This window comes from Streptomyces sp. NPDC031479 (genome assembly GCF_055581065.1).
This window is the reverse complement of the sequence record NZ_JBVIKC010000046.1, coordinates 1-22,333: the sequence shown is the minus strand read 5'-3', so window position 1 is coordinate 22,333 and position 22,333 is coordinate 1. Positions and strand designations below refer to the sequence as shown.

17 protein-coding genes are annotated in these 22,333 nt (G+C 73.6%); 7 read left to right on the top strand and 10 right to left on the bottom strand.

The window, feature by feature from the left end; all coding sequences use genetic code 11:
- Window positions 1-7 precede the first annotated feature (7 nt).
- The 5 genes from ACZ5D2_RS33520 to ACZ5D2_RS33500 form a co-directional block, all read right to left on the bottom strand.
- Complete coding sequence (locus tag ACZ5D2_RS33520; RefSeq protein ID WP_468934673.1) at window positions 8-1,468, bottom strand: hypothetical protein; 1,461 nt, start codon at window positions 1,466-1,468, stop codon at window positions 8-10.
- A complete protein-coding gene (gene pelF, locus ACZ5D2_RS33515; protein ID WP_468934670.1) occupies window positions 1,465-3,183 on the bottom strand; it encodes a GT4 family glycosyltransferase PelF in 1,719 nt (572 codons plus the stop codon). The genes ACZ5D2_RS33520 and pelF overlap by 4 nt, the downstream gene beginning before the upstream one ends.
- A gap of 102 nt (window positions 3,184-3,285) precedes the next feature.
- Window positions 3,286-5,430: a hypothetical protein gene (locus tag ACZ5D2_RS33510; RefSeq protein WP_468934667.1), complete on the bottom strand. Its 2,145-nt coding sequence runs from the start codon at window positions 5,428-5,430 to the stop codon at window positions 3,286-3,288.
- 414 nt (window positions 5,431-5,844) lie between these two features.
- The gene (locus ACZ5D2_RS33505; protein ID WP_371680641.1) at window positions 5,845-6,369 is read right to left on the bottom strand and encodes a hypothetical protein; all 525 of its coding nucleotides are present in this window, start codon (window positions 6,367-6,369) and stop codon (window positions 5,845-5,847) included.
- A 395-nt stretch (window positions 6,370-6,764) separates the two neighbouring features.
- Complete coding sequence (locus ACZ5D2_RS33500) at window positions 6,765-8,339, bottom strand: purple acid phosphatase family protein (protein ID WP_468934761.1); 1,575 nt, start codon at window positions 8,337-8,339, stop codon at window positions 6,765-6,767.
- Window positions 8,340-8,638: 299 nt separating this feature from the next.
- Between ACZ5D2_RS33500 and ACZ5D2_RS33495 the strand changes: the two genes are divergently transcribed.
- The 4 genes from ACZ5D2_RS33495 to ACZ5D2_RS33480 all read left to right on the top strand — a co-directional run bounded on the left by ACZ5D2_RS33495 (window position 8,639) and on the right by ACZ5D2_RS33480 (window position 11,075).
- Window positions 8,639-9,013, top strand: a complete 375-nt coding sequence (locus ACZ5D2_RS33495; RefSeq protein WP_266844762.1) for a hypothetical protein — start codon at window positions 8,639-8,641, stop codon at window positions 9,011-9,013.
- A gap of 241 nt (window positions 9,014-9,254) precedes the next feature.
- A complete protein-coding gene (locus tag ACZ5D2_RS33490) occupies window positions 9,255-9,656 on the top strand; it encodes an ArsR/SmtB family transcription factor (RefSeq protein ID WP_371681402.1) in 402 nt (133 codons plus the stop codon).
- Between the two features lie 105 nt (window positions 9,657-9,761).
- Complete coding sequence (locus ACZ5D2_RS33485) at window positions 9,762-10,322, top strand: DinB family protein (protein ID WP_371680639.1); 561 nt, start codon at window positions 9,762-9,764, stop codon at window positions 10,320-10,322.
- A gap of 393 nt (window positions 10,323-10,715) precedes the next feature.
- Window positions 10,716-11,075 carry a subtilase-type protease inhibitor gene (locus tag ACZ5D2_RS33480; protein WP_371681401.1) on the top strand — a complete coding sequence of 120 codons (360 nt, stop codon included), beginning with the start codon at window positions 10,716-10,718 and terminating at the stop codon, window positions 11,073-11,075.
- Window positions 11,076-11,171: 96 nt separating this feature from the next.
- On the opposite strand, the gene ACZ5D2_RS33475 is transcribed toward ACZ5D2_RS33480, so the two are convergent.
- Entirely contained in the window at window positions 11,172-12,011 is an 840-nt protein-coding gene (locus ACZ5D2_RS33475; protein ID WP_468934756.1) for a class I SAM-dependent methyltransferase, read from the bottom strand.
- A 151-nt stretch (window positions 12,012-12,162) separates the two neighbouring features.
- On the opposite strand from ACZ5D2_RS33475, the gene ACZ5D2_RS33470 reads away from it, so the two are divergent.
- A complete protein-coding gene (locus ACZ5D2_RS33470; protein ID WP_371680638.1) occupies window positions 12,163-12,780 on the top strand; it encodes a TetR/AcrR family transcriptional regulator in 618 nt (205 codons plus the stop codon).
- Between the two features lie 74 nt (window positions 12,781-12,854).
- On the opposite strand, the gene ACZ5D2_RS33465 is transcribed toward ACZ5D2_RS33470, so the two are convergent.
- Window positions 12,855-13,631, bottom strand: coding sequence for a PE-PPE domain-containing protein (locus ACZ5D2_RS33465; protein ID WP_371680637.1), 777 nt, complete (start codon window positions 13,629-13,631; stop codon window positions 12,855-12,857).
- A gap of 204 nt (window positions 13,632-13,835) precedes the next feature.
- Between ACZ5D2_RS33465 and ACZ5D2_RS33460 the strand changes: the two genes are divergently transcribed.
- Window positions 13,836-16,346 (top strand): helix-turn-helix domain-containing protein, encoded by a 2,511-nt coding sequence (locus tag ACZ5D2_RS33460; RefSeq protein ID WP_468934661.1) that lies wholly within the window; start codon window positions 13,836-13,838, stop codon window positions 16,344-16,346.
- Here ACZ5D2_RS33460 and ACZ5D2_RS33455 read toward each other — a convergent pair.
- From ACZ5D2_RS33455 to ACZ5D2_RS33445, 3 genes are all read right to left on the bottom strand, one after another.
- On the bottom strand, window positions 16,321-18,297 hold the full coding sequence (locus ACZ5D2_RS33455; RefSeq protein WP_468934658.1) for a PE-PGRS family protein: 1,977 nt from the start codon (window positions 18,295-18,297) through the stop codon (window positions 16,321-16,323). The genes ACZ5D2_RS33460 and ACZ5D2_RS33455 overlap by 26 nt on opposite strands.
- Window positions 18,298-18,433: 136 nt before the next feature.
- Window positions 18,434-19,321 carry a TIGR03619 family F420-dependent LLM class oxidoreductase gene (locus tag ACZ5D2_RS33450; RefSeq protein WP_468934655.1) on the bottom strand — a complete coding sequence of 296 codons (888 nt, stop codon included), beginning with the start codon at window positions 19,319-19,321 and terminating at the stop codon, window positions 18,434-18,436.
- A gap of 100 nt (window positions 19,322-19,421) precedes the next feature.
- Window positions 19,422-20,237, bottom strand: coding sequence for a DeoR/GlpR family DNA-binding transcription regulator (locus ACZ5D2_RS33445; protein ID WP_468934652.1), 816 nt, complete (start codon window positions 20,235-20,237; stop codon window positions 19,422-19,424).
- Between the two features lie 451 nt (window positions 20,238-20,688).
- Between ACZ5D2_RS33445 and ACZ5D2_RS33440 the strand changes: the two genes are divergently transcribed.
- Complete coding sequence (locus tag ACZ5D2_RS33440) at window positions 20,689-22,215, top strand: NPCBM/NEW2 domain-containing protein (RefSeq protein WP_371681399.1); 1,527 nt, start codon at window positions 20,689-20,691, stop codon at window positions 22,213-22,215.
- Window positions 22,216-22,333: the final 118 nt, after the last annotated feature.

The window sequence follows — 22,333 nt, the reverse complement described above, 5'->3', positions numbered from 1 at the left end:
CGGGTCGTCAGGCGTGGGAGGGGGGCCGGCCGAGGAGCCGCAGCGTGCACCCGATCAGGCACAGGGCGGCGCCGGCGCAGCAGAGCGGCAGGACGGACGGTCCCGGGGGCAGGCGGAACAGGGTGACCGCGCCGGCGGTGCCGGCGGCCCCGAGGCAGATCAGGGCCGGGGTCCAGGCCACCGCGAAGGCCTGGAGCAGCAGGGCGGTCCACAGGGTCGCGGCGAGCAGGGGCAGGGTGGCGGGGCCCGCGCCGGTGAGCAGCGCGGCGGGCACCAGCGGGAGCGTGTAGAGCAGCAGGCACAGGGCCAGGACTCCGGCCGACCGCAGCCGGAAGCCGACGGGGCTCCCGGACGCGCCGAGCGCGGCGGCCGACAGGCCCCGGTAGCGGTAGAGCAGCCATTCGGCGGGGCCCATGCTCACGGTGAGTACGATCACCGCGTACGGCTCGCGGCGGCCCGCGAGCAGCACCAGCAGGGCGGCGGCCAGGCCGAACAGGCCGTAGGGCAGGGAGCGCGGCAGCGGGGGCCCGGCGCCCCCGCCGGCCGCGGGCGCGGCGGCGTACTCGGTGCGCAGGGTCCGGCCGGCGGCGGCGACCGTGGCGGCGAGGGCCAGAAGGGTGAGCCCGGCGCGCAGCAGTGGGCCGGGTTCCCACCAGGGCAGTACGGCGGCGCCGGCGAGCGGGGCGAGGGCGGCGAGCAGCAGCGGTTCCCGGCCCAGGACGAGCAGTACGCCCGCGGCGGCGAGGTAGAGGGACTGGGCGGCCGCCGCCCAGATCACCGGGGAACCGTGGGCGGGGACGGCGGCGGCCGCGGTGGCGAGCGCGGCGCCGAGCGGTGCCCCGCGCAGCAGGGTGCGGGCGGCCTCGCGCCGGCCCGCCACCATCCACAGGTAGGCGCGGTGGCCGAGGGCCTGGCCCCAGGCCCAGGAGAAGACGCCCGCGACGACGAGCGCGGCGGCGTGCTTGCCGGGTTGCCACAGCGGTGCGGTGAGCAGGTAGGCGAGGGCGGGCAGGGCGAACAGCACTCCGCGCAGCAGGCAGCGCAGGTGGTCGGGGCGCCAGGGGTCGGCCTCGCGGGCGGGTTCCGTGAAGACGCGGGGCACCCGCTCGTACAGCGCCGTGGCGAGGGAGAAGATGTCGGGGTGGCCGTAGCGCTGCCGGATGGTGTCGGCGGAGAGCCCGTCCGCCTCCAGCAGCGCGGCCACCTCGTAGGGGTGGACGGCCGGTCCCACGCGGTCGGCCATGTCGGCGGCGAGCCCGTTGACGGCCTCGTCGGTCCGGGCGGGTCCGGGCAGTCGCAGCCCCAGGGTGACGGCCTCGCCGTCGTGGCCCGGGGCGGTCCCGCGCGGGCCGGGGGTGACCGGGTCCGCGCCGCGGCGGCGGGTGGCCGGGCGTTTGGGCACGGCCAGCCGGAGCGTCAGGGTGTCGTCCTGCCCGCGGCGCGGTTCGAGGTCCATGGGTCCGCTCATCCGGCGAGGCTCCCCGTGCCGGAGACCGCCGACGCGGTGCTCTCCTCGGAGGCGTCCGCCCTGGCCCAGGACGGTACGGGACGACGCGGGCGCGCACCCGCCGGGGCGGCCGGCTGCGGGACGGGCGCCTGTGCGACGGCCGGTCCCGTGACGGCCGCCGGTGCGGAGGCGGCCGTCGGTACGGAGGCGGGTACCGGTACGGAGGCCGGTGCCGTGGACGTCTGCGCGGGCACGGGTGCCACCGCGATGCGGGGCGGGGCCGCGGCGGACCGGGCGAGGGCGGGCAGTTCCAGGTAGATGGAGCGGAAGGTGTCGATGGTCTGGCGCAGTGTGAACTGCTCGATCACCCGCAGGCGGGCGGCCTCGCCCATCGCCGCGCGCCGCTGGGCGTCGGCGAGCAGTTCCACGGCGGCGGCGGCCATGGCGGCCGGGTCCCGCGGCGGCACCACGAGTCCCGCGTCGCCGACGGCCTCCCGTACGCCGCCCACGTCGGTGGAGACGGTGGCCCGTCCGCACGACATGGCCTCGATGAGGGTGAAGGGGAAGCCCTCGCTGATGCTGGAGAGCATCACGACGTTGCCGGCGGCGTAGGCGTCCTTGATGTCGTCGACGCGGCCCTCGAAGACGACGGCGTCGGCGTGCCCGAGCTCGGCGGCCAGTGCCTCGCAGCGTTCCCGGTAGGCCTCCCCGCCCCGGGGGGTGCCGCCGAAGAGCCGCAGCCGGGCCTCCGGTACCTGACGCCTGACCAGGTCGAAGGCGCGGATCAGGGTCTCCAGGTCCTTGATGGGGTCGACCCGGCCGGCCCAGCTCAGCGTGGGGACCTCGGGCTCGGGCCCGGCCGGTGGGAAGGCCGCGGGGTCGACGCCGTTGTACACGGTGCGTATGGACTCCGGGGCGGCGCCTCCCTCCTCCTCCCACAGCCGGTTGTAGCGGTTGCCGGGGGTGATCAGGGCGGCCCGGCGGTAGCTTTCCTGCGCCAGCAGCCGGAAGAAGCCGAGCACGAGGGCCTTGACCGGCCAGCGGTAGGGCGCGGTGCGGTAGCCGATGTAGCGTTCGCGCAGGTAGACGCCGTGCTCGGTGAGCAGGAGCGGCACGTCGTGGCGTTCGAGTCCGGCCAGGCCCGGCAGTACGGCGACGCCTCCGCTGACCGCGTGCGCGACGCCCTCCCTCGGCGGTGGTGCGGCGAGCGGGCGCAGGGCGTGCTCCAGCAGGGTGGTGGCGGTGAGCGCGTCACGCAGGGTCGGACGGGCCTCGCGGACGGCCAGTCCGGGCCGGTTCCACACCGCGGCGAGGATGGTGATGGCGCGGTGGCCGCGCAGGAACGGACTCAGCTGTCCGTCCGCGGCGGCGCGCGCCATCGTGTAGAGCGCGGGGGCGAACCCGTCCTCGGCCTGCGGGTCGAGGAGCGCCGTCAGGAACCGTTCGTACGCGGCGGCCAGCCGCCGCTCGGCGCGCCCGCGGGGCCGCCGGCCTTCCGGCGGGGCACCCCACATGGGGACGGAGCGGACGCTGTGGACGTGCGCGGGCAGGTCCCAGGCGAGGGCTTCGCGGCCGGTGCCGGTGACCGCGATGACGTCGAAGTCGAGGTCGGGCATGCCCTGGACGAGCTGGTCGCACCAGACGCTGACGCCGCCGTGGCTGTGCGGGTAGGTGCCTTCGGTGAGCAGGGTGACGCGTGTCGCTCCGGGGCGGCGCGCGCCGTGGTGAACGTGCATGGGTGGGCTCCACGGCCGGAAAGATGTGGGGGTGGCCGCGGTCGGTGGACCTGGCCGTCCCGGCCGCGCAGGGGCGGCCGGGACCTGACGTGCGCCGGTCGGTCAGCCCCGGGGGGCTCGGGAGCCGCCTTCGCGCACGGCCGCGGGGACCTCGGTGCGCGGGGCGGGGGCGGTCTGGGGAGCCGGCCGGGCGAAGGCGGCGGCTCCGTTCCGCGCTCCGGTGGCGGCGGCGGACGCCGGAAGGGTGAAGGCGAGCGGCGTCCCGGCCGAGGCCGTCCAGCCGGAGGCCCGGCCCGCGTAGGGGCTGCCGAAGGCGGCGGTGCCCTGGCGGCTGCCGGCGAGCAGGGTCGCGGGTACCGCGAGGCCGTTCGGGGCCTGGACGGTGACGGTGTCACCGATGCGGTAGGCGGTGACCTGACCGGCCCTGACGGCGTCCTTCCAGGCCGCGCGGCGCTGGAGTTCGACGCCGATGTCCTTCATCCGGAGGTTCTCCACGGGGGTGTTGTCCGCGAAGAGGGCGTCGTACCCGTCGAGGACCCCGTCCAGGACGGGGTAGGCGATGCGCTCCTCGGCGAGGTTGGACTGGTGGATGAAGTGCGGCTTGGGGTCGTTGGAGAGGACGTGGCCGAGGGCGGTGCGGATCTCCTGCGGAGCGATGTACTGCGCGTACCCGGTGGCCGTGTCCAGCGGGGCGGGCAGGCAGGTGGTGGTGTCGGCGTGGTCCTCGCAGATGCCGCTGCCGCCCTGGGAGCGGCGGGTGTAGATCCAGTTGTACTCGTCGGCCTGCTCGACGGCCTTGCCCGCGTTGTAGAAGACGTTGATCGGGTAGCGGGCGACGGTGGCGGCCGGGCCGACCGGCCGCTGGTCGGGGTCGCGGGAGTTGTCCGAGGCGAGCCACTTGACGCCGTTGTCGGCGAGGGCGAGCGCCAGGTTGGGGTTGTCCTGCGGCTGCTGCGGGAGCAGTTTCATGCCCGAGTGCTCACCGGTGACCAACTCGTCGTTCTGCAGGGGCAGTCCGGAGGTCTGGCCCCAGACGCGGTTGAGCGCGATCTCGTCGTTGATGGCGGCCCTGGTGACCCACTTGGTGGCACCGCCCGGGAGGGTGGCGCACTTCCACGGCACGGCGCTGACGTCCTGCTCGCAGCCGAGGTAGGCGTGCGTGTAGGTGTGGTTGACCCAGCGGAAGCGGTCTCGCTGGGCGATGAGGGTGTCCGCGAGCTCGTCGGCCCCGTTGTTGTCCTCGCGCTGGTCCAGGCTGCCGGCCCCGTTGTAGACCATGTCGAGGGTGAAGCGGTGGGCGGTCTGCCACTCGGCGGCGTACGTGGCGTCCGCGCCGGTCATGCGGATCGGGCTCGGGGTGCCGGCGCCGTTCGCGCAGTCCACGTCGCCGGGGGTGCAGTTGAGGACGCTGTCCCAGCGGTCGTCGGCGGCGAAGACGTCGTCGACGTGCACGGCGAAGTAGTTGCGCGAGGCGCCCAGGTGGACCCCGCCGGTCATCCACTCGACGATGCCGCGGGCCAGCAGGCGGAACTGCTGCTGGTACTGGTTGTAGACGAAGGTGACGACGAGTTCGCGCCGTCCGTCGTGCCGGTACTCGCCGACCAGCGAGCCTCGTCTCGGCGTGCCGGGTATGGGTGCGTCGACGTAGGTGGTGAAGTCGGCGCCGGGGGCGGGCTGGGCGAGGTAGGCGTAGCTCTCGCCGACGGTGGGCGAGTTGTCCTCGAAGGGGACGGCCCCGTCGAGGTAGCCGAACGGGCCGCCGAGGCCGGCGGCGGTGACCCCGGCGCGCACGCCGTCGAGGCTGCCGGCGTAGCCGCCGGAGGCGAAGTACTGGAGGCCGACCTGGGGCCGGGAGTAGGTGTAGGCGTCGACCTGCGGGATGCCGTACGTGCGCTCGTAGGCGCTCAGGGCCGCCATTTCGGCCGAGCCGGCCGGGAAGGGGTTGTCGTTGGGCATCACCACGGCCTGGTACTTGGCGCGCGGCCGGCCGTCCACGGTGTCGGCGAGGAAGGCGGCGTCGATCGTGGGCCGCCCGCCCCGGGTGAGGTCGACGGTGGTGTACGGCGTTCCGGCCGAGTCCAGTTCGGCCGCGATGGCGGCGGTCGACGGACCGCCGTCGCTCACCACCAGCACCCGCAGGTCGGTGCGGGGCGCGGGGTCGTCGGCGTGTGCCGATCCGGCCGGTAAGCCGAGCGCGGCGATGAGCGTGCCCGCCGTGAGCACAGCGGTGCGAATGGTCCGCTTCATGCGGTGAAGTCCCCTCCCAGGCAGGGGTGAGCACGGCTCGCACGGAGCGGACGCACCCCCTCGCGCGACGCCGGCGCCCCCTCAGAAGCCAGTCGTCGACGCATCCGTCGCGTCACATGGTGATGTCTCTGTGTAGCGTTTGTGATGGTGTCGCGAAAACCGGCGGAAAACCGCAGGCGCACAATGGGGGCGCAAACAAGGGACGGACGAGGGGACCGGATCGGGTTCCGGTTGTCCCGTGCGCGAGGGCCCGGAGCCGCGCGGGCATTGCGCGCTGGTCCGGGCCCCGAGTGGTGCACCTTCGCGGACCGTGGCGGTCCGCCGGCCGGGCTCCGATGGTCGAGACCACCCGAACACCCGATCTCCGGTTATTTCAAGCCATCGCCCTCGACGACGGGGCGGGCGGGCGGTTCGTCAGGCGCAGAGCACGCGGGTCTCGGGCGTGTACACGGGACCGCCGGTGGCGTTGCTGCTGTCGCTGAACTCCGCGTAGTAGTAGCTGTAGAAGCCGATGTTGCCGTTGCAGCCGGAGTCGGCGGCGACCTGGAGGGTCAGCGTGACGGTGCGGCTCTGGCCGGGCGGGATGGTGGCGCCGTAGTTCCCCCCGAGGTTGGCGGGACCGGTGCCGGCGCAGGCGGTGCTGCCCGAGGCGGTGGCGACGGAACAGCCGGTGAAGCTGTACTTGAGGTCGGGGCGCTGGGTGGTCAGCCAGGTGGGATCGATCGTCTGGTAGACGAACCAGACGTCGTAGCTCTTGTTGTTGGTCAGCGTCATCGACAGCTGCACGGTGCCACCGGGCGTGGTGGTGGCACTGCTCGTGCTGAACGTCAGCGCGGCCGGCGCGGGGTCGGCGCTCGCGGCGGGAGCGAGGCCGAACACGGCGAGGACGAGGGCGAGGACGGCGGCGAGGCCCAGACGGCCCGTCAGAGGTGATCTCATGGCCCGGGAGGCTAGGCAGAACACACGTACGCCGTCTGCCCCGTCCGGAAGGGCGCGTCCGCGGATCGGCCGGAAGTGCCCCTCCCGCGAAGGGTCTGCGGGGAACCCGTGAAGGAAGATCACACACCGTATACCGGCAGCACACGCACCGTCCGCAATGTGGGGGGCGGGATCGGCCCCCGGGGGGCCACGGGGTCCGGTGCTTTGGCTCACACCCGACGCACGGGCGGGCCCGGAGCCGCTTCCCGGCCCGCCGCTGCCCCGGCATTCCCGGCCAACCCGGCGGGTTCCGGCCTGCGGCACGTGCCGGGGGCCCGTGCGGCGGGCCTGACCGCGTCCGGCGACCGCACCCGGCTGCCCGGGGCCCTGGAGTACCGGACTGCCGGACCGCCGGACTACCGGCCGCGCTGGATCTCGAAGTGGTCGACGCGCTGCCCCGTCTCGGCGAGGGCGCTGACCTTCAGCCGCGGGTGGGAGCCGGTCTCCACCTCCACCGCGAGGAACGAGTAGTTGGTGTACCGGACCCGCGACCACTCGACGGTCTCGGTCGCCTTCGCACCGCCCTTGGCCCAGTGGTAGGTGTCCACGCTGTCGCGGTCCGCGACGTGGCCCTCGTAGGAGTCGGGGACCGGGAAGCCGTACAGCGAGCGGCCCGCCGCGCCGGCCGTGACGTACACGATGCCGTCCCGGGTCGGGTCGGTGCGCTCACCGATCGGCACCTTGCGGCCGACGCGGTTGGCCCTGATGGCGTCGGTGCGCTCGTACACGTGGTTGTGGCCGTTGATGACCAGGTCCACCGTGTGCTTCTCGAACAGCGGCACCCACGCGTCGCGGACACCGCCTTCGGAGGCGTGCGAGCTGGTGGTGGAGAACGCGCAGTGGTGGAAGAAGACCACGATGAAGTCGACGTCGCGGTTGTGGCGCAGTTCGCCGAGGCGCCGGTCCAGCCAGGCGGTCTGCTTGCCGCCGCTGATGCCGAAGTTGACGGGGATCTCGTACGAGACGTCGTTGGCGTCGAGCGCGACGACGCCGACGTTGCCGTGCACGAAGGAGTAGGCGCCGGGCAGGTTGACCGGGTCCGGGCCGTTGTCGGGCAGGGACCAGCGGGCGTTCTGGCCGCCGTAGCCCTGCGGCGAGTACCAGGCCTCCATGTCGTGGTTGCCGGTCGTCACCATCCGCGGCACGCTCTTGGCCACCGACTCGGTCTGGGCCAGGAACTGGTCCCAGGCGCGGGCGTCATAGGTGTCGCCGGGGGCGCCCGCGCCGGAGGAGTCGGCGTAGCAGATGTCGCCCGCGTGGAGGTGGAAGGCCGGGTTCTGGGCCAGCAGCACGGCGTCGTTGGCGAGGGCGTGATAGCTCACGCCCTGGTCGCCGAAGGCGGTGAAGGTGAAGTTCTCGGCGCGTGCGGGTGCGGTGGTGAAGGTGCCGAGCGTGCCGAGGTTGCGGTGGTCGGCCGGGTCGAACCCGTCGTGGCCGACGCCGTAGTAGTACGTCTGGCCGGGCCGCAGCCGGTCCAGGCCCACGTGCAGGTAGAACTGCTCGGCGGCCGCGATCTTGCCGCCGTTGAAGACGGGGGTGCTGAGGTGGCGCACCTCGGCGTCGATCTTCCGGCTCAGCGCCCACGGGCTGGTCCCGATGCGCAGGTACGGCTTCTTGACGGCGAAGGGCACCTGCCACGAGACGCGCATCTGGGTCTTCGGGTCCGCGCCGTACTGCAGGTGGCGTCCGAAGGGGGCGGTCAACGAGCCGTCGACGCCGCGCCGCTCGGAGGAGGCCGGCAGCGCGGCCGGGGCCGCGTAGGCGGGCGAGGCCGCGCCCGCACCGAGGCCGACCCCGGCCACGGCGGCGGTGACCGCGCCCGCACGCAGTGCGCCGCGCCGGGTGAACCGGGCGCGCAGGTAGTCGTGCTGCTCGGCCATGCTCATGCCGGAGGCCAGCTTCTGAGGGATACCGAAATCGGGTACGTCCAGGTCCATGGCGCGAACATCCTCTCCTCGGGCGACGTGAATCCCACCACCGGGTGAACGAAGGGCATACGGACACCCATGTGACGTCCAGAATCTTCGCGAGCGAGCCGAAGATCACGCGGGAGACAGGCCGTGGAACGGCGTACGTGGCCCGCACGGGGGCACGGGGGAGGTTTTCCGCCAGTTCCGTCATTCCCCGCCCGTCGTGGAGCACGCTCAGTAGCGTGAGCCCCGCTAACAGTCCGGCCCCGCCTACGACATGGGTGCCGGGCACAGACGTGCGAGTGAGGGAGCGGGCGCCGATGGCGAATGTGGAAGTGTCCCTGAAGGAGATCATGACCTCGGTCGAGGGCGCGCTGGGGGCGGCGCTCGTCGACTACACCAGCGGGATGGCGCTGGGCACCCTCGGCGGCGGCAAGGACCTCGACCTGATGGTCGCCGCCGCGGGCAACACCGATGTGATCCGGGCGAAGGTCCGCACCATGCAGATGCTGGGGCTGCAGGACGAGATCGAGGACCTGCTGATCACGCTCGGCAGCCAGTACCACCTCATCAGGCTGCTGGGGGGCAACGGGATGAACAGCCTGTTCCTGTACCTCGTGCTGGACAAGGGCAACTCCAACCTGGCCATGGCCCGCCACCAGCTGAAGCGCGTCGAGGCGGCACTGGAGCTGTAGCCGGGGTGCTCCGGGCCCACGCATGCCCACGAGTTGAAGATTTCTTCAACTCGGCATATCTGAAAGCAGTCAAACTCGGGCAGGCGTGGGCCCCGCGGGCGCAATGATGGGCACGACGACGGACATGACGACGGACACGACGGGCACGACGACGGGCACCCGGACGGGCACGAGGGCTGTCCGAACGGAACGCCGGTGCGGAGGAGCGCCGTTGCGGGCGATGGCAGGAGCACGCGTGGGAATCCAGGTACCCCTGTACCAGGCGAAGGCCGAGTTCTTCCGCATGCTCGGGCACCCCGTCCGCATCCGCGTCCTGGAGCTGCTGCAGAACGGTCCGCGGCCCGTGCGCGAGCTCCTCGCCGAGATCGACGTCGAGCCCTCCAACCTCTCCCAACAGCTCGCCGTGCTGCGCCGGTCGGGCATCGTCGTCTCCATCCGCGACGGATCGACGGTGAGTTACGCGCTCGCCGGCGGCGACGTCGCCGATCTGCTGAAGGCGGCCCGCCGCATCCTCACCGAACTCCTGGCCGGCCAGAGCGAACTCCTCGCCGAACTGCGGCAGGGCGACTCCAGGCCGGCCCGCACCGGCGTGGAGACCCGCACGGGCGTGGAGACCGGCACGGGCGCCGGCACCGCTTCGTGATGCGGCCGGGGTGACGGGGCACCCCGTCGGCCGACGCCGTCGTGCCACCGCCCCCGCCCCAGAACTCGGTGGCGGGCCGGACCGGTGCGGGCGATCATCGATCGCATGGACGAACAACCCGAACGATGGACCCAGGCGACCGTCTACCCCGACATGTGGGCCGACCCGGACGACGACCCCCGCAACAACGAAGGGGTGAGCCCGGACGGCGAGTTCGCGAACCTGCTGGACTTCCTGACCAACTACCGCATGACCCTGCGCATGAAGTGCGAGGGCCTGGACCCGGAGCAACTGGCCCGCCGGTCGGTGCCGCCGTCGACGATGTCGCTGCTCGGCCTGCTCCGGCACCTGGCCGAGGTGGAACGGGACTGGCGCAACTGGATCACCGACGGCGACCCGCTGCCGAAGCTGTACGGCGCGCGTGACTCCGACTTCCACGGAGCCGTCGCCGAGCAGGCCGTGGTGGACGCCGCGTACGCCGATCTGGAGCGCGAGCAGGCCGCGACCGACGCCGCGCTGGCCGAACACCCGGACCTGGGCGAGCGCGTGGGCAAGGACAAGATCGCGATCCGGGAGCTGCTGGTGCACCGGGTCGAGGAGTACGCCCGCCACTGCGGCCACGCCGACCTGTTGCGCGAGTGCGTCGACGGAAGGGTCGGTCAGTAACACCCGCGCGCCGGGTGGGCGGCGGCGAGGACCGCGCTATCCGGACAAGCTGCATGGCCGCCCGGTGAATCACGGGCGGCCGACAGTACGCCGACGCGCCAAAGACAGCAGGTCACCGGCCACGAAGCCGGGCGCCCGCGCGCCCGCGCGCGCTCGGCGCACCCCGACTGAGCTGCCCGAACGACCATTCGGTTGCCGCTATGCGGATGGTGTGTCCGTAAATCGGTCATCGATGTGCACCTCCCCTTCGGATCAGTCAGGCTCAAGCACGTAAGGAAGCGGTTCCGAAAAGCAGAATCGCATCCAGCCTTTGAATCGAAAGAGAGTCTTGTCGTGCGTCGCATCGCTACCGTCTCCGCCGCCGCCCTCCTCTGCCTGGCCGGAGTGACCGGCATGGCCGAGGCCCGGCCCACCAGCCTGTACGCGCCGTCCGCCCTGGTGTTCGCGGTCGCCCAGGGCGACGACGCGGCGGCCACCGTCTTACGGGCGTCCACCCTCAGCTGTGCGCCGACCGCCACGGGCACCCACCCCGACCCCCAGGCCGCGTGCGCCGCCCTCAAGTCCGCCGACGGCACGCTCGACCGCCTGCTGACCGCGCCGAACCCGGACCGCGCCTGTCCCATGAACTACGCTCCCGTCACCGTCACGGCGGACGGCGTGTGGCAGGGCACCCGCGTCGCCTGGAAGCACACCTTCGCCAACGCCTGCGCGATGTCCGCGACGGTCAACGGAAACGCCGTCTTCGCGTTCTGACGGGTCGCACTCAGGAGGGGGCGGAGGCGGACCCCTGACGCAACACCGCGGCTCCGCCCCGCCGTCACTCCGCCACTCCGTCACTCCGTCACTCCGTCACTCCGCAGGCTTCCGGGCGGTGACCAGCCAGGAGGAACTGCGCAGCCGCACGGCGCCGCCGCTCTCGTAGGGGCGCAACGCGTCGGCGAGGGTCCGGCGGGCGCGTTCCGCCTCCGTCGGCCCGACCTGGTCGAGGAGGTGACGGCCGGGGCCGGAGTCCAGCAGGAACGCGGCCGCGTCCCCGGCGTCGCGCCCCCAGTCCCCGTACGCCTCCACGCGTACGGACTCGACGGCCTCGAACCCGGAAGCCGCCAGGATTCCGGAGGCCCGTCCGGGGGCCGCGAGGGAGAACATGCCCGGGGCTCCCGGAGCGCCGAACTCCCCCACCGGAAGGATTCCGCGGAGGGTGGCCAGCGCGCGGAGCCAGTCGTTCTCTTCGGACGACGCGGCGCAGACGAAGGACAGGCGGCCGCCGGGACGCAGGGCGCGCCCGATGTTCGCGAAGGCCGCGTGCGGATCCGCGAAGAACATGACGCCGTACCGGCTGAGGGCCACGTCGAAGCCACCGGGGGCGAACGGGTGGACCTGGGCGTCACCGCGCGAGAAGACGACGTTGGCCGTCCGCTCGTGTGCCGCGCTCGCCCGCGCCCGTTCGAGCATCGGGGCCGACAGGTCCAGGCCGAGGGCCGTGCCCTCCGCCGCCAGGCGGGCGGCGAGCCGGGTCGTGCGCCCGGCTCCGCAGCCGATGTCCAGGACCCGGTCGCGGGGCGCGATCCCGGCGGCGTCGAGGAGCGGCTGGTTGAAACCGTCGTTGACGGCGTCCCAACGGTCCTGGTGCCGGGCCCAGTAGGCACCTTCGTAGCCGTTCCAGGCCTGCTCCTGGTCCTTGTTGGCCACACCGCCGGCCTGCTCCGCCCGAGCGGCCCCGTCCGCCCGATCGCCTTGGTTCGCCTGATCCACCGGGTGCCTCCACGCCATAGAATGGGCAAGTGCCCAAAGAGTATGGGCGGATGCCCATACTGGCAATCGGCTTACGGAAAGAGGTTCCATGTCTCCCCGTGGAGTGGCGATCCCCGACCTGCGCGAGCGGCTCTTCGCCGCTGCGGAACGGGTCGTGGCCCTGTCCGGCGCCGCTGCCCTGACCAGCCGGGCGGTCACCGACGAGGCACAGTGCGCGAAAGGGGTCCTGCACGCGCACTTCACGGGGCTGGACGAGTTCGTCGCCGCGCTCGTCCTGGACCGTTTCTCCCGCAGCGCCCGCGGTGCGGAGGCCCTGGCAGGCCTGGTGGGACGGGGCACCGTCGCGGACAACCTCGTCGACTTCGCGGCGGCGCTGCTGGACTCCCTGGACCCTGCGGTCGTCGGCCTCGCGATGACCCGGCCCGCCGCTTCCCTGCACACGCGGCGGGCGCTGGAGGCCGGGGAGCCGGGGTTCGCGGCGATGCAGGAGTCGGTCGCCGGCTACCTGGAGGCCGAACGGGAAGCCGGCCGCGTGCCGAGGGGCGCCGACCCGCACATCCTCGCCCTCGCGCTCGTCGGTACCGTCCACCACCTGCTGATGACGCGTTCCCCGGACGCCGGATTCGACGCACGCGCGACGTGCGGGCGTCTGGTCACCGCCCTGCTCGGCACACCGGGCGGCACGCCGGGCGGCTCCCCGGCCTGATCCCGGCCGGCACGTGCCGCGGCCCGGCCGGAGGGCCGGGCCGCGGCGGGGCCTCGTGGTTCAGCGGGCCCGGGTCACTCCGCCGGGTACCAGACCGTCCCGCTGCCCCCGTGCCGGGCGAGGGTTTCCTCGATGATGCTGCCGGCCTGGAAGTACCGGGGATGCTGCCGCAGGAAACCCGAGAAGGAGTCCAGGGACGTGGCGTCGCAGACCCCGTCGGTCCGGATGCAGAAGCGCTGGACCGGGACTCCGGGGAACTCCTCCGGCCCGGTGCCGGGGGAATAGGCGACGAACGGTACGAGCACCCCCTCGGGAACCAGGTGCCAGAAGCCCGTGCCGGGCTGCATCGGGTCGGAGTAGAGCATGCCGTCGACCTGCGAGCGGGGCACCGCGGTGCCGTTGTCGGCGATCGTCCGCAGCAGCAGGTCGCCGACCCACGCCCCCTGGGAGTAGCCGGCGATCGTGAAGCGTGCCGTGGGGTCGGCGCGGTAGGTGCTCTCCAGCGCCGACAGGGCGTTCCAGTACCCCTCGTTGACGCTGTCGCCGAAGCTCGGGGTCCCCCAGGGGGCCGGCGTCTCGTTGTGGCTCCCGACGAACGGGCCGCCGCTGGCGGCATAGCAGACGGGAACGGCGGTCCCGCCGTTCAGGTGCTCGTTCGCCGCCGTGAAGCTGCTGGTGCACCCGGGGGCGTCCGCGGCCGCGCCGGTGCCGCCGATCTCGATGTAGTAGTGGTGCACGGGGTCGGCGTGCGCGGCGGGCGGTACGGCGGCGGCGCCGGCGAGCAGCAGGACGGTCGACGCGATGACGGACTTGAGGCGGCGGGCGAGCCCGCGCGGCTTCGTGGTGGTCATGGGACCGGTCGTCTCCCTCGGTTCGGGGTGGACGCCGCGTCGGATGCGGCGACCGGTTCCCATCGTGGTGTTCTCGCTGGTGGGCGGACCATGCCAACGACCGGCCATATCTGGCCGGTTGCCCGCGCCCCGTGTTTCCGGGGGGAATCCGGCAGGGCATCCGTCACCGGTGGCCGGAGTCGCGGCCGGGTGAGGGGGGTCCGAGTGAACGACCGGTTCGGCGCGTTGCTCCGCGGGTTGCGGCTGGAGGCGGGGATGACCCAGGAGCAGCTGGCCGAGCGGTCCCGGCTGGGCGTGCGCACCATCCACCGGCTGGAGACCGGCAAACCCACCGATGCCCGGATGGGAACGGTGAAGCAGGTCGCCCACGCGCTGGCCGACGCGCTGCGCCGCGACCGGGACGGCGTCTGGACGGATCTGCTGGCCGCCCAACGCGGCACGGGTACCGGTACGGATGCGGGCACCGGCACCGGCAAGGCCGCGGGTACCGGTGCCACCGCCGGGGACGCCGGGGCGACGGCCGGTCCCGTGCCCGGGCGTCCGCCCGAGCCGCCCGAGCCGCCCGAGCCGCCCGAGCCGCCCGAGCCGCCCGCGGCCGTACCTCCCCGGTCCCTGCGGGCCGGCACTCTGCCGCCGTCGTCGGGAGCCCTGGCCGCCGTCGCCGACGCGCTGGCCCTCGACGTGTACGGCCGCTGCGTCCGCGAGGAGGAACAACGGCGCGTCCACGACCCGTTCCCGCTGCCCGTGCGGTGGCGGCCGGCCCCGGAAGGCCTGCTGGACCGCGGGGACGACCTCGGCGGCCCCTCGTCCCCGCGGGGCGGACCGGCCGGCATCGCCGACGTCTACCGGCGCGTCCGGTCCGGGCGGCTGCTGGTGCTCGGCCGGGCCGGCTCCGGCAAGACGGTCCTGGTCCTGCGGTTCGTCAGCGACTACCTGGCCGGGCGCTCCGAGGGCGAGCCCGTACCGGTGGTCTTCAGCATCGGGTCGTGGGATCCGGCCGTCACCACGCTGCGCGACTGGCTGATCGAGCGCCTCCTGCGCGACCATCCCGGCCTCGACGCGCGCGCACCCGGCGGATCCCCCCTGGCCGCCGCGCTGGTGGACGCCGGGTGGATCCTGCCGGTGCTCGACGGCTTCGACGAGATCGCGCCGGGGCTCCTCGGTCCCGCCCTGCGGGAACTCAACACGAGCGCGCTGCCGCTCCTGCTGACCAGCCGTACCGAACGGTTCACCGAGGCCGTCGCGGTGGAGGGCCTGCGCCGGACCGCCGGCATCGAGCTGATGGACCTGGACGCCGAGGACCTCGTCCACTACCTGCCCCGCACCGCCCGGCCCGCCGCACCGGCCGCCCCCGGCGGAGGGGCCACCACCGTGTGGGACCCCGTCCTGGACCGGCTGCGCACGGACCCGGACGACGTGCCCGGCGCCCACCTGGCGGCGGTGCTCGGCACGCCGCTGATGGTCCTGCTCGCCCGGACCGTCTACAGCGACTCCGCGGCCGAGGACCCGGCCGTGCTGCTGGACGCCCGCCGCTTCCCGACCCCGCAGGCCATCGAAGAGCACCTGCTGGCCGGCTTCGTGCCGGCCGTCTACCGCCGCCGTCCCACGAGCGCGGCCGGGCCCCGCGGCTGGGACCCGCAAAGCGCCCGGCACTACCTGGTCCACCTCGCCGGACACCTGGACGGGCCCGGTCGGCTCGAACGCCAGGACCTGGCCTGGTGGCAACTGCGCGACTCGGTACGGCTGTCCTCCCGCGTCCTGGCCGTCGTCCTCGCCTGCTCCCTGGTCACCGGCGTCGCCGACTGGCTGGTGTTCCCGGCCAAGAACCTGGCCGCCGGTCACAGCGCCGCGTACGCGCTGGGCGCGGGCCTGTTGGACGCATTGCTGTTCAGCCCCGTGGTCGGCCTCTCCTTCGGGCTGGTCTACGCGCTCCTGGCCGTGTTTCGCGTCAGGGCGTTCGCGCCGTCCCGGGTACGGATGCGCCTGCCCGGCCGCGGACGGGTCCGCCGGGCCGACGGCCCGGCCGCCCGCAGGTTCGCCACGCTGTTCTCGGCAGGACTCCTGGGCGGCTTCGTCATGGGCCTCGGCTGCGGGCTCGGCTTCACCACCGGAGCCCTGCTGACCGGCGCCCGCGGAACGCCCGAAGCGGTGGTGTTCGAGGCGACCGTCGTCAACTCCCTCGTGTACGGGCTCACGTTCGCCCTGGCGGGCGGCCTGGTGCTCGGGCTCGTCGCCGCCCTGGAGACCCCCCTGGACCTCGGATCCGCCGCCACGCCGACGGACCTGCTGGCCGTCAACCGCAGCATCGTGGTGCGCCAGGCCCTGTTCCTCGCGCCCATGCTCACGCTGGTCATCGCCTTCGGCGGCCGTCTGATCACCGAACTCCTCCAGGGAGTCGCCGGTCCCCTCAGCTGGCCCCTGGCCGACGGGCTCGCGCTGGGCGCCGTCGGCGGCCTGGCCGGTTCGCTCTCGTACGCCCTGGCGTTCACCGCCTGGGGCCAGTGGGTGCTCCTGGCCCGGCTCTGGCTTCCCCTGACCGGCCGCCTCCCCTGGGCCACCGTCGACTTCCTCGACGACGCCTACCGGCGCGTGCTGCGCCGGGTCGGCGCCGTCTACCAGTTCCGCCACGCACGCCTCCAGCACCACCTGCTGGAGGAGGCCGCCGCGCAGGACCCGCGAGGGGCGGCCCTCAGGCTCCCTTCACCGGTGCGGTGAAGGTGGCGCAGCGGGCCGCCATGGCGCGGACCACGTGGGGCGGGATGCCCGGGTTTCGGGCGGCGTGGACCACCGTATCCCGGTCCATCAGGCTCTCCGCCAGCACGACCGCGGGGAGCGGCCCGTGCCGCAGGACGGCCGCGCGGACGGAGCCGACCGGGTCGTCGCTCAGCCGGATCGCGTCGGCGACGGACAGGCGCGGGTCCTCGGCCGCCCGGTACCGCACCTCCGGATCGCGGTCCCCGGCGAAGCGGGAGACGAGCTCCGGGGGCGACTGCGGATCGTCCAGGGCGAGCCGGCGCATCCGTCCGTGCGGATCGTCCGCGAACCGCAGCAGGCCTTCGCGGGGGAAGTTGGGGTGCGTACGGGGGCGCCCGGGGGACGACAGGCTGCCGGTCCACCAGGTCCACACCCGCAGCAGCATCTCGGCGGGGGCGTCCTCGCAGGACTCGGCGAGGAACAGCTGCACCACCCGGTCGGTGTCCCACGCCAGCCGTTGGACCACGTCCGGCGGGAGCCGCCGGGCGCGGGCCACGCTCCGGCGCACCAGGACGTGCGAGGACGCGGCGAGCACCCGCATGGCCTCCGGGTCCTCGTGGCGGTCCGCGACCCACGGCAGGGCGGTGGACATACCGGACGGATCGACGTCCACGCGGATCGCGGCCCGCTGTTCCTCGGTGATGTCCGCGCGGAGCGCGACCGCGTGGCGGACGCGGTCGTCCGGGTCCTCGGCCAGCCGGGCCACGTTCTCCGGGTCGAGGCGGGGATTGGCGGCGAGTACCCTGCGCAGGCGCACGTCGCCGCCGGCGAGGAGGTGCTCGACGAGCTCCGGGGCGAGGCGGCATGTCTCGACGGCCCGCTCGCCCGGCTCCTCGCGCAGGAAGGCCTCGCGGGAGAGCGGCCGGTCCTCGGCGCGGCGCAGCAGCGCCGCCTTCCGTACCGCGGCCGACCCGTCGGCGAGCAGGGCCCGGCGGCGCTCGTCCGACAGTACGGACCAGGAGGTCCGGCAGATTGTCGCCCGGATCCCGGCGTCGGGGTCCTCGGCCAGCAGGGCGGCCCGGCGCTCGGGGAGTCCGGTCAGGCCTGCGACCGCGGCCCGGACGCGGGTGGAGGGATCGGCCGCCAGCAGGGCGCAGGTGCTTTCCTCCAGGGCGGCCCGCCATTCGACGGCGAGCATCGTGAGCAGCCACCGTTCGCGTTCGGTCGCGGCCGCGTGGACGAGCCGGTCCCAGTGGGCGGGGGTCAGCCGCAGCCCCCTCTCCAAGCCCCTGAGCACGGCCTTCGGATCGGCCTGCGCCAGGGCCGTCTCCACGAATTCGTCGGGTGGCAGCCGCCCCCACAGCTCGGGGAAGGGGAGCACCAGCTCCCGGCGGACGGGTCCGGGGGTGCTCGGGTTGGAGGAGAGGCCCTCGGCCCAGGCTTCCAGGAGTGCCGGGGACGGGTCGGGGCCCGCCAGGAACGCGTCCCAGGCCGCGGCGGCGTCCTCGGCGCCCTGCCGGGCCCCGGCCTCGGCCGCCGCGTCGATCCGCGCGCCCACCCCGGTCAGGACCAGCGGCCGTGGGGCGCCGGGACCGGCGGTCACCCGTGCGACGGTGTCACCGTCCGTCGTGGCGAGGAGCAGGCCCCGCGGATCGGGATCCGCACCGGCGAGGGCCGCGACGGGATCGGCGGCGCCGATCCGGACCCGGCGCCACGCCTTGCCCGTACAGCCCCGTGGGGCCCGGGGCCCGTCGAACGCGAGCAGGAACTCGCGGCCGCCGCCGAGGAGGAGTCCGGCCGTTTCGGCCGGGCCGGCGGCGGGTTCGCCGGCCGCCGCCGCCACGGCGAGGAGCCGTCGCGCGGTGGCGGCCTCCCGTATGCCCGGGAGCCACCAGTTCCCCAGGGGCTCCAGCCCCATGGAGGCCAGTAGCGCCTCGTAGCCCTCGCGATCCCGCAGCCTGTCGTCGCTCACGTCCCCCGCGCCCCTTCGTCCTCGTGCTCCCGGCCATCCTCTCCCGAGGGGTTCCGGGCCACGGGCACAGGGTGCCGGGACCTGGGGGCCTGGGTGTGGGGGCGCCGGGGTGTGGGGGCGCCGGGGTGGCGGACCGCTATCCGGCCCGTACGAGCTCCAGGACCTTGGTGCCCAGCTCCAGCGCCTCGTCCGGTTCGCGCACGCACTGCTGGTAGTCGACGAAGCAGCCGTCGGCACCGGTGTCCCTGATCCCCGCGAGGACCGCCGCGATCTCCTCGTACGACACCCCCGGCTTGGGGTTGAAGCGGATGCTGCGGCGCAGCAGGCCGGGGTCGCGGCCGGCCTCCTCCGCGGCCCGCCGGGCGGTGTCCCAGAGAGCCGCCAGGCTCTCGGGCGGCAGGACGGCTCCGACCCAGCCGTCGGCCCGGCGTCCGACCCGGCGCATCGCGGCGGGCGAGAAGCCGCCCAGGTAGACGGGCGGGTGGGGCTGCTGCGCCGGCCGCAGGCCCACGTGGGCGCGCGGGATGCGCCAGTGCGGGCCCTCGTGCTCGAACTCCTCCCGGGTCCAGATGCCCTGGAGAATGTCGAGGATCTCGTCGAGGTGTTCTCCGCGCCGGCCGAAGTCGGCGTTGACCGCGGTGTATTCGTCGCGCAGCCACCCGATGCCGAACCCGACGTCCAGTCGGCCGCCGGAGACCAGGTCCAGCGAGGTGAGGGTGCGGGCCAGCAACAGGGGCGGGTACCAGGGGGCGTTGAGCGTGCTCGTGCCGAGCCGGGCCCGGGTGGTCGCGGTGGCGGCGACGGTCAGGACCGTGAGCGGGTCCAGGAAGGTGCGGTACTCGGGCGGGTACGGGTTGCTCGGCGTGTGGCCCGGGTAGAGGTCGCTGGGCTCGACCGGGGTCAGCGACCGGTCCCCCGCCCAGAGCGAGTCGAAGCCCGCGTCTTCCGCGTCGCGCGCGAAGCCGGCGATCCGGGCGGCCTGCGCGTGGGTGCCGTACTGGGGCAGTGCGATGCCTATCTCCATGGCCCCATCGTGGACGCGGGGTGGCCCCGCGACCCAAAGGCGCCACATGTGACGCGCGACACACGGATCCGGGGTGCGGGATCTTCCCCCGGGCCGGTCCTCACCACGGGCGCTCGTCGGCCACTCCGGGGGCCAGCAGCACCTCGGCCACCTGCTCGGTGGCGGCCGTGGCCTCGTCCTTGGGGAGGAAGTCGGTGACCAGTACGTCGATGTCCTCCAGCGTGGCGAAGGTGGTGAGGCCGACGGCCGACCACTTGGTGTGGTCGGCGAGGAGCACGGCGCGGCGCGCGGAGCACAGGAAGGCCCGGTTGGTCTCGGCTTCGGCGAGGTTGGGGGTGGTGAGGCCGGTGACGGCGCCGAGCCCGTGGCAGCCGAGGAAGAGCAGGTCCACGTGCAGGGACCGGATGGCCTGGTCGGCGACGGGCCCCACGAGCGCGTCCGAGGGGGTGCGGATGCCGCCCGTGAGGATGACCGTGGTGCCGCTCCCGGCGCTGCGGGCGTCCTCGAACACCTCGGCCGTACGGACCGAGTTGGTGACCACCGTGAGGCCGGCGATCCGGGTGAGTTCTCCGGCCAGCGCGTGGGTCGTGGTGCCGGCGGAGAGGGCGATGGCGGAACCCGGGGTGACGAGGGTGGCGGCCGTCCGGGCGATGGCGGTCTTCGCCGCCGTCTCCCACTCGGACTTGGCCTCGAACCCGGGCTCGTGACTGCTGGGTTCGCCGCCCGGCACCGCGCCGCCGTGCACCTTGCGCAGTCGCCCCTCGCGGGCGAGGACGTCGAGGTCCCGGCGGACGGTCATGTCGGAGACGTTCAGCGTGCGGGTCAGCTCGTTCACCCTCACCCCGCCCCGCCTGCGGACCTCTTCCAGGATCAGGGCGCGGCGCTGGTGGGCCAGCAGACTGCCGGGATCGGTCATGCGTCGGACTCCTCTCCTCGGGCACGCGCGTCCCCGGTCGTCCACAGCATCCTGACCGATCCCACAGACGTCAACAGGTTTCAACACCGCCTCTCCGAAGGGGCCGGCGGGCAACTCGTCCTGGGATTGGCCCGGTTCCGCACCTTGACATGCTCCTGGCAACCGCAGTGTGATGTGGGCGTTCCCGTTGAAATCCGTTCGGTTCTGACGGCTTCCACCGGGCATCAGGACCCATCAGCGCATTTCCGCACACGTTCTCCCGCACCCCCACTCCGAGGAGCCGTCCGTGCCCACGTTACGAAGCGTTCTCTCCCGCCGCCTCACGGCGGTCCTCGCGGCACTGCCGTTACTGGCTCCGGCGGCGGGAGCCGGCGCGATCGCCGCCACGGCGATCGTCGCCGGAGCCTCCCCGGCCGCCGCCGCGCCCGACGGCCAGGCCCTCACCCCTCCGATGGGGTTCAACAACTGGAACTCCACCCACTGCCGCGCCGAGTTCAACGAGACGATGGTCAAGGAGATCGCCGACCTCTTCGTGGCGAAGGGGCTCAAGGCGGCCGGGTACCGGTACGTCAACCTCGACGACTGCTGGGCGCTGCCGAACCGGGACGCCTCGGGCAACCTCGTCCCCGACCCGGCCCGCTTCCCGAACGGCATCAAGGCGCTCGCCGACTACGTGCACGGCAAGGGCCTCAAGTTCGGGATCTACACCAGTGCCGGCACCAAGACCTGTGACACGGCGGGGTTCCCCGGCGGCCTCGGCCACGAGCAGGCGGACGCGAACCTCTTCGCCTCCTTCGGAGTCGACTACCTCAAGTACGACAACTGCAACAACTGGGGCGTGGACGCCAGGAAGCGCTACACCGACATGGCCGACGCCCTGCGCAACACGGGCCGTCCCATCGTCTTCTCCCTGTGCGAATGGGGCGAGAACAAGCCCTGGGAGTGGGCGGCCCCCCTCGGACACCTGTGGCGCACCACCGGTGACATCGGTGACAGCTGGTCCTCGATGATCGACATCGCACACCGGAACCAGCCCCTCGCCCCGTACGCCGGGCCCGGCCGGTGGAACGACCCGGACATGCTGGAGGTCGGCAACGGGGGCATGACGGCCGCCGAGTACCGGACCCACTTCACCCTCTGGTCGATGATGTCGGCGCCCCTGCTGATCGGGACCGACCTGCGCAAGGCGAGTGCCGAGACCTTCGAGATCCTGTCCAATCCGGACGTGATCGCCGTCGACCAGGATCCGCTGGGCCGCCAGGGCACGGTGGTCTCCGACTCCGGCGGCCTGGTGGTCATGGTGAAGGAGCTGGAGAACGGGGACCGGGCGGTCTCCCTCACCAACGAGACCGGGTCCGCGTCCACCGTCTCCACCACCATGGACGCCCTGGGCATCGGCAGCCGCGGCCCTTACGCCCTCAAGGACCTGTGGACCAAGGCCGTCTCCACGAACACGAGCGGCACGATCAGCGTCTCCGTCCCCTCCCACGCCACCGTCGCCTACCGGATCACGCCCGGCCCGCTCCCCCTCCCCCCGTCCGGCACCTCCCACCTGTCCGACCTCTCCTGGACGGGTGTGAGCAGCGGCTGGGGGCCGGCGGAGAAGGACCGCAGCAACGGCGAGCGGGCGGCCGGTGACGGCCGGGCCCTGACCGTCAACGGAGCCGTCTACGCCAAGGGCCTCGGCGTCCACGCGCCCAGCACCGTCACCTACCACCTCGGCGGCCGGTGCACCCGGCTGACGGTGGACGTCGGCGTCGACGACGAGAGCGCCTTCATCGGCGCGGTCGCCTTCCAGATCTACCGGGACACCGTGAAGGTCGCCGACAGCGGCGTGGTCACCACGGCGGACGCGGCCAGGAGGCTCACCGCCGACCTGACCGGCGGGCAGACGCTGAAGCTCGTCGTCACCGACGGCGGCAACGGCGTCGACCACGACCACGCGGACTGGGCGGGCCCGAGGCTCACCTGCGCCTGACGCGGCGTCCGGCCCCGGGGGGGGGGGGGGGGGGGGGGGGGGGGGGGGGGGGGCGGGGGGGGGGGGGGGAAGGGGGGGGGGGGGAGAGAGCTGGTGGTCACCGTCCAGGATATTCTCC

Bases quoted from the DNA above. Each gene is read 5' to 3' on its own strand.
- ACZ5D2_RS33470 (WP_371680638.1), top strand. From the start codon at position 12,163: ATGTCTCCCCGTGGAGTGGCGATCCCCGACCTGCGCGAGCGGCTCTTC.
- ACZ5D2_RS33485 (WP_371680639.1), top strand. From the start codon at position 9,762: ATGGACGAACAACCCGAACGATGGACCCAGGCGACCGTCTACCCCGAC.
- ACZ5D2_RS33505 (WP_371680641.1), bottom strand. From the start codon at position 6,369: ATGAGATCACCTCTGACGGGCCGTCTGGGCCTCGCCGCCGTCCTCGCC.
- ACZ5D2_RS33450 (WP_468934655.1), bottom strand. From the start codon at position 19,321: ATGGAGATAGGCATCGCACTGCCCCAGTACGGCACCCACGCGCAGGCC.
- ACZ5D2_RS33445 (WP_468934652.1), bottom strand. From the start codon at position 20,237: ATGACCGATCCCGGCAGTCTGCTGGCCCACCAGCGCCGCGCCCTGATC.
- ACZ5D2_RS33495 (WP_266844762.1), top strand. From the start codon at position 8,639: ATGGCGAATGTGGAAGTGTCCCTGAAGGAGATCATGACCTCGGTCGAG.
- ACZ5D2_RS33520 (WP_468934673.1), bottom strand. From the start codon at position 1,468: ATGAGCGGACCCATGGACCTCGAACCGCGCCGCGGGCAGGACGACACC.
- ACZ5D2_RS33440 (WP_371681399.1), top strand. From the start codon at position 20,689: ATGGGGTTCAACAACTGGAACTCCACCCACTGCCGCGCCGAGTTCAAC.
- ACZ5D2_RS33510 (WP_468934667.1), bottom strand. From the start codon at position 5,430: ATGAAGCGGACCATTCGCACCGCTGTGCTCACGGCGGGCACGCTCATC.
- ACZ5D2_RS33465 (WP_371680637.1), bottom strand. From the start codon at position 13,631: ATGACCACCACGAAGCCGCGCGGGCTCGCCCGCCGCCTCAAGTCCGTC.
- pelF (WP_468934670.1), bottom strand. From the start codon at position 3,183: ATGCACGTTCACCACGGCGCGCGCCGCCCCGGAGCGACACGCGTCACC.
- ACZ5D2_RS33480 (WP_371681401.1), top strand. From the start codon at position 10,716: ATGGCCGAGGCCCGGCCCACCAGCCTGTACGCGCCGTCCGCCCTGGTG.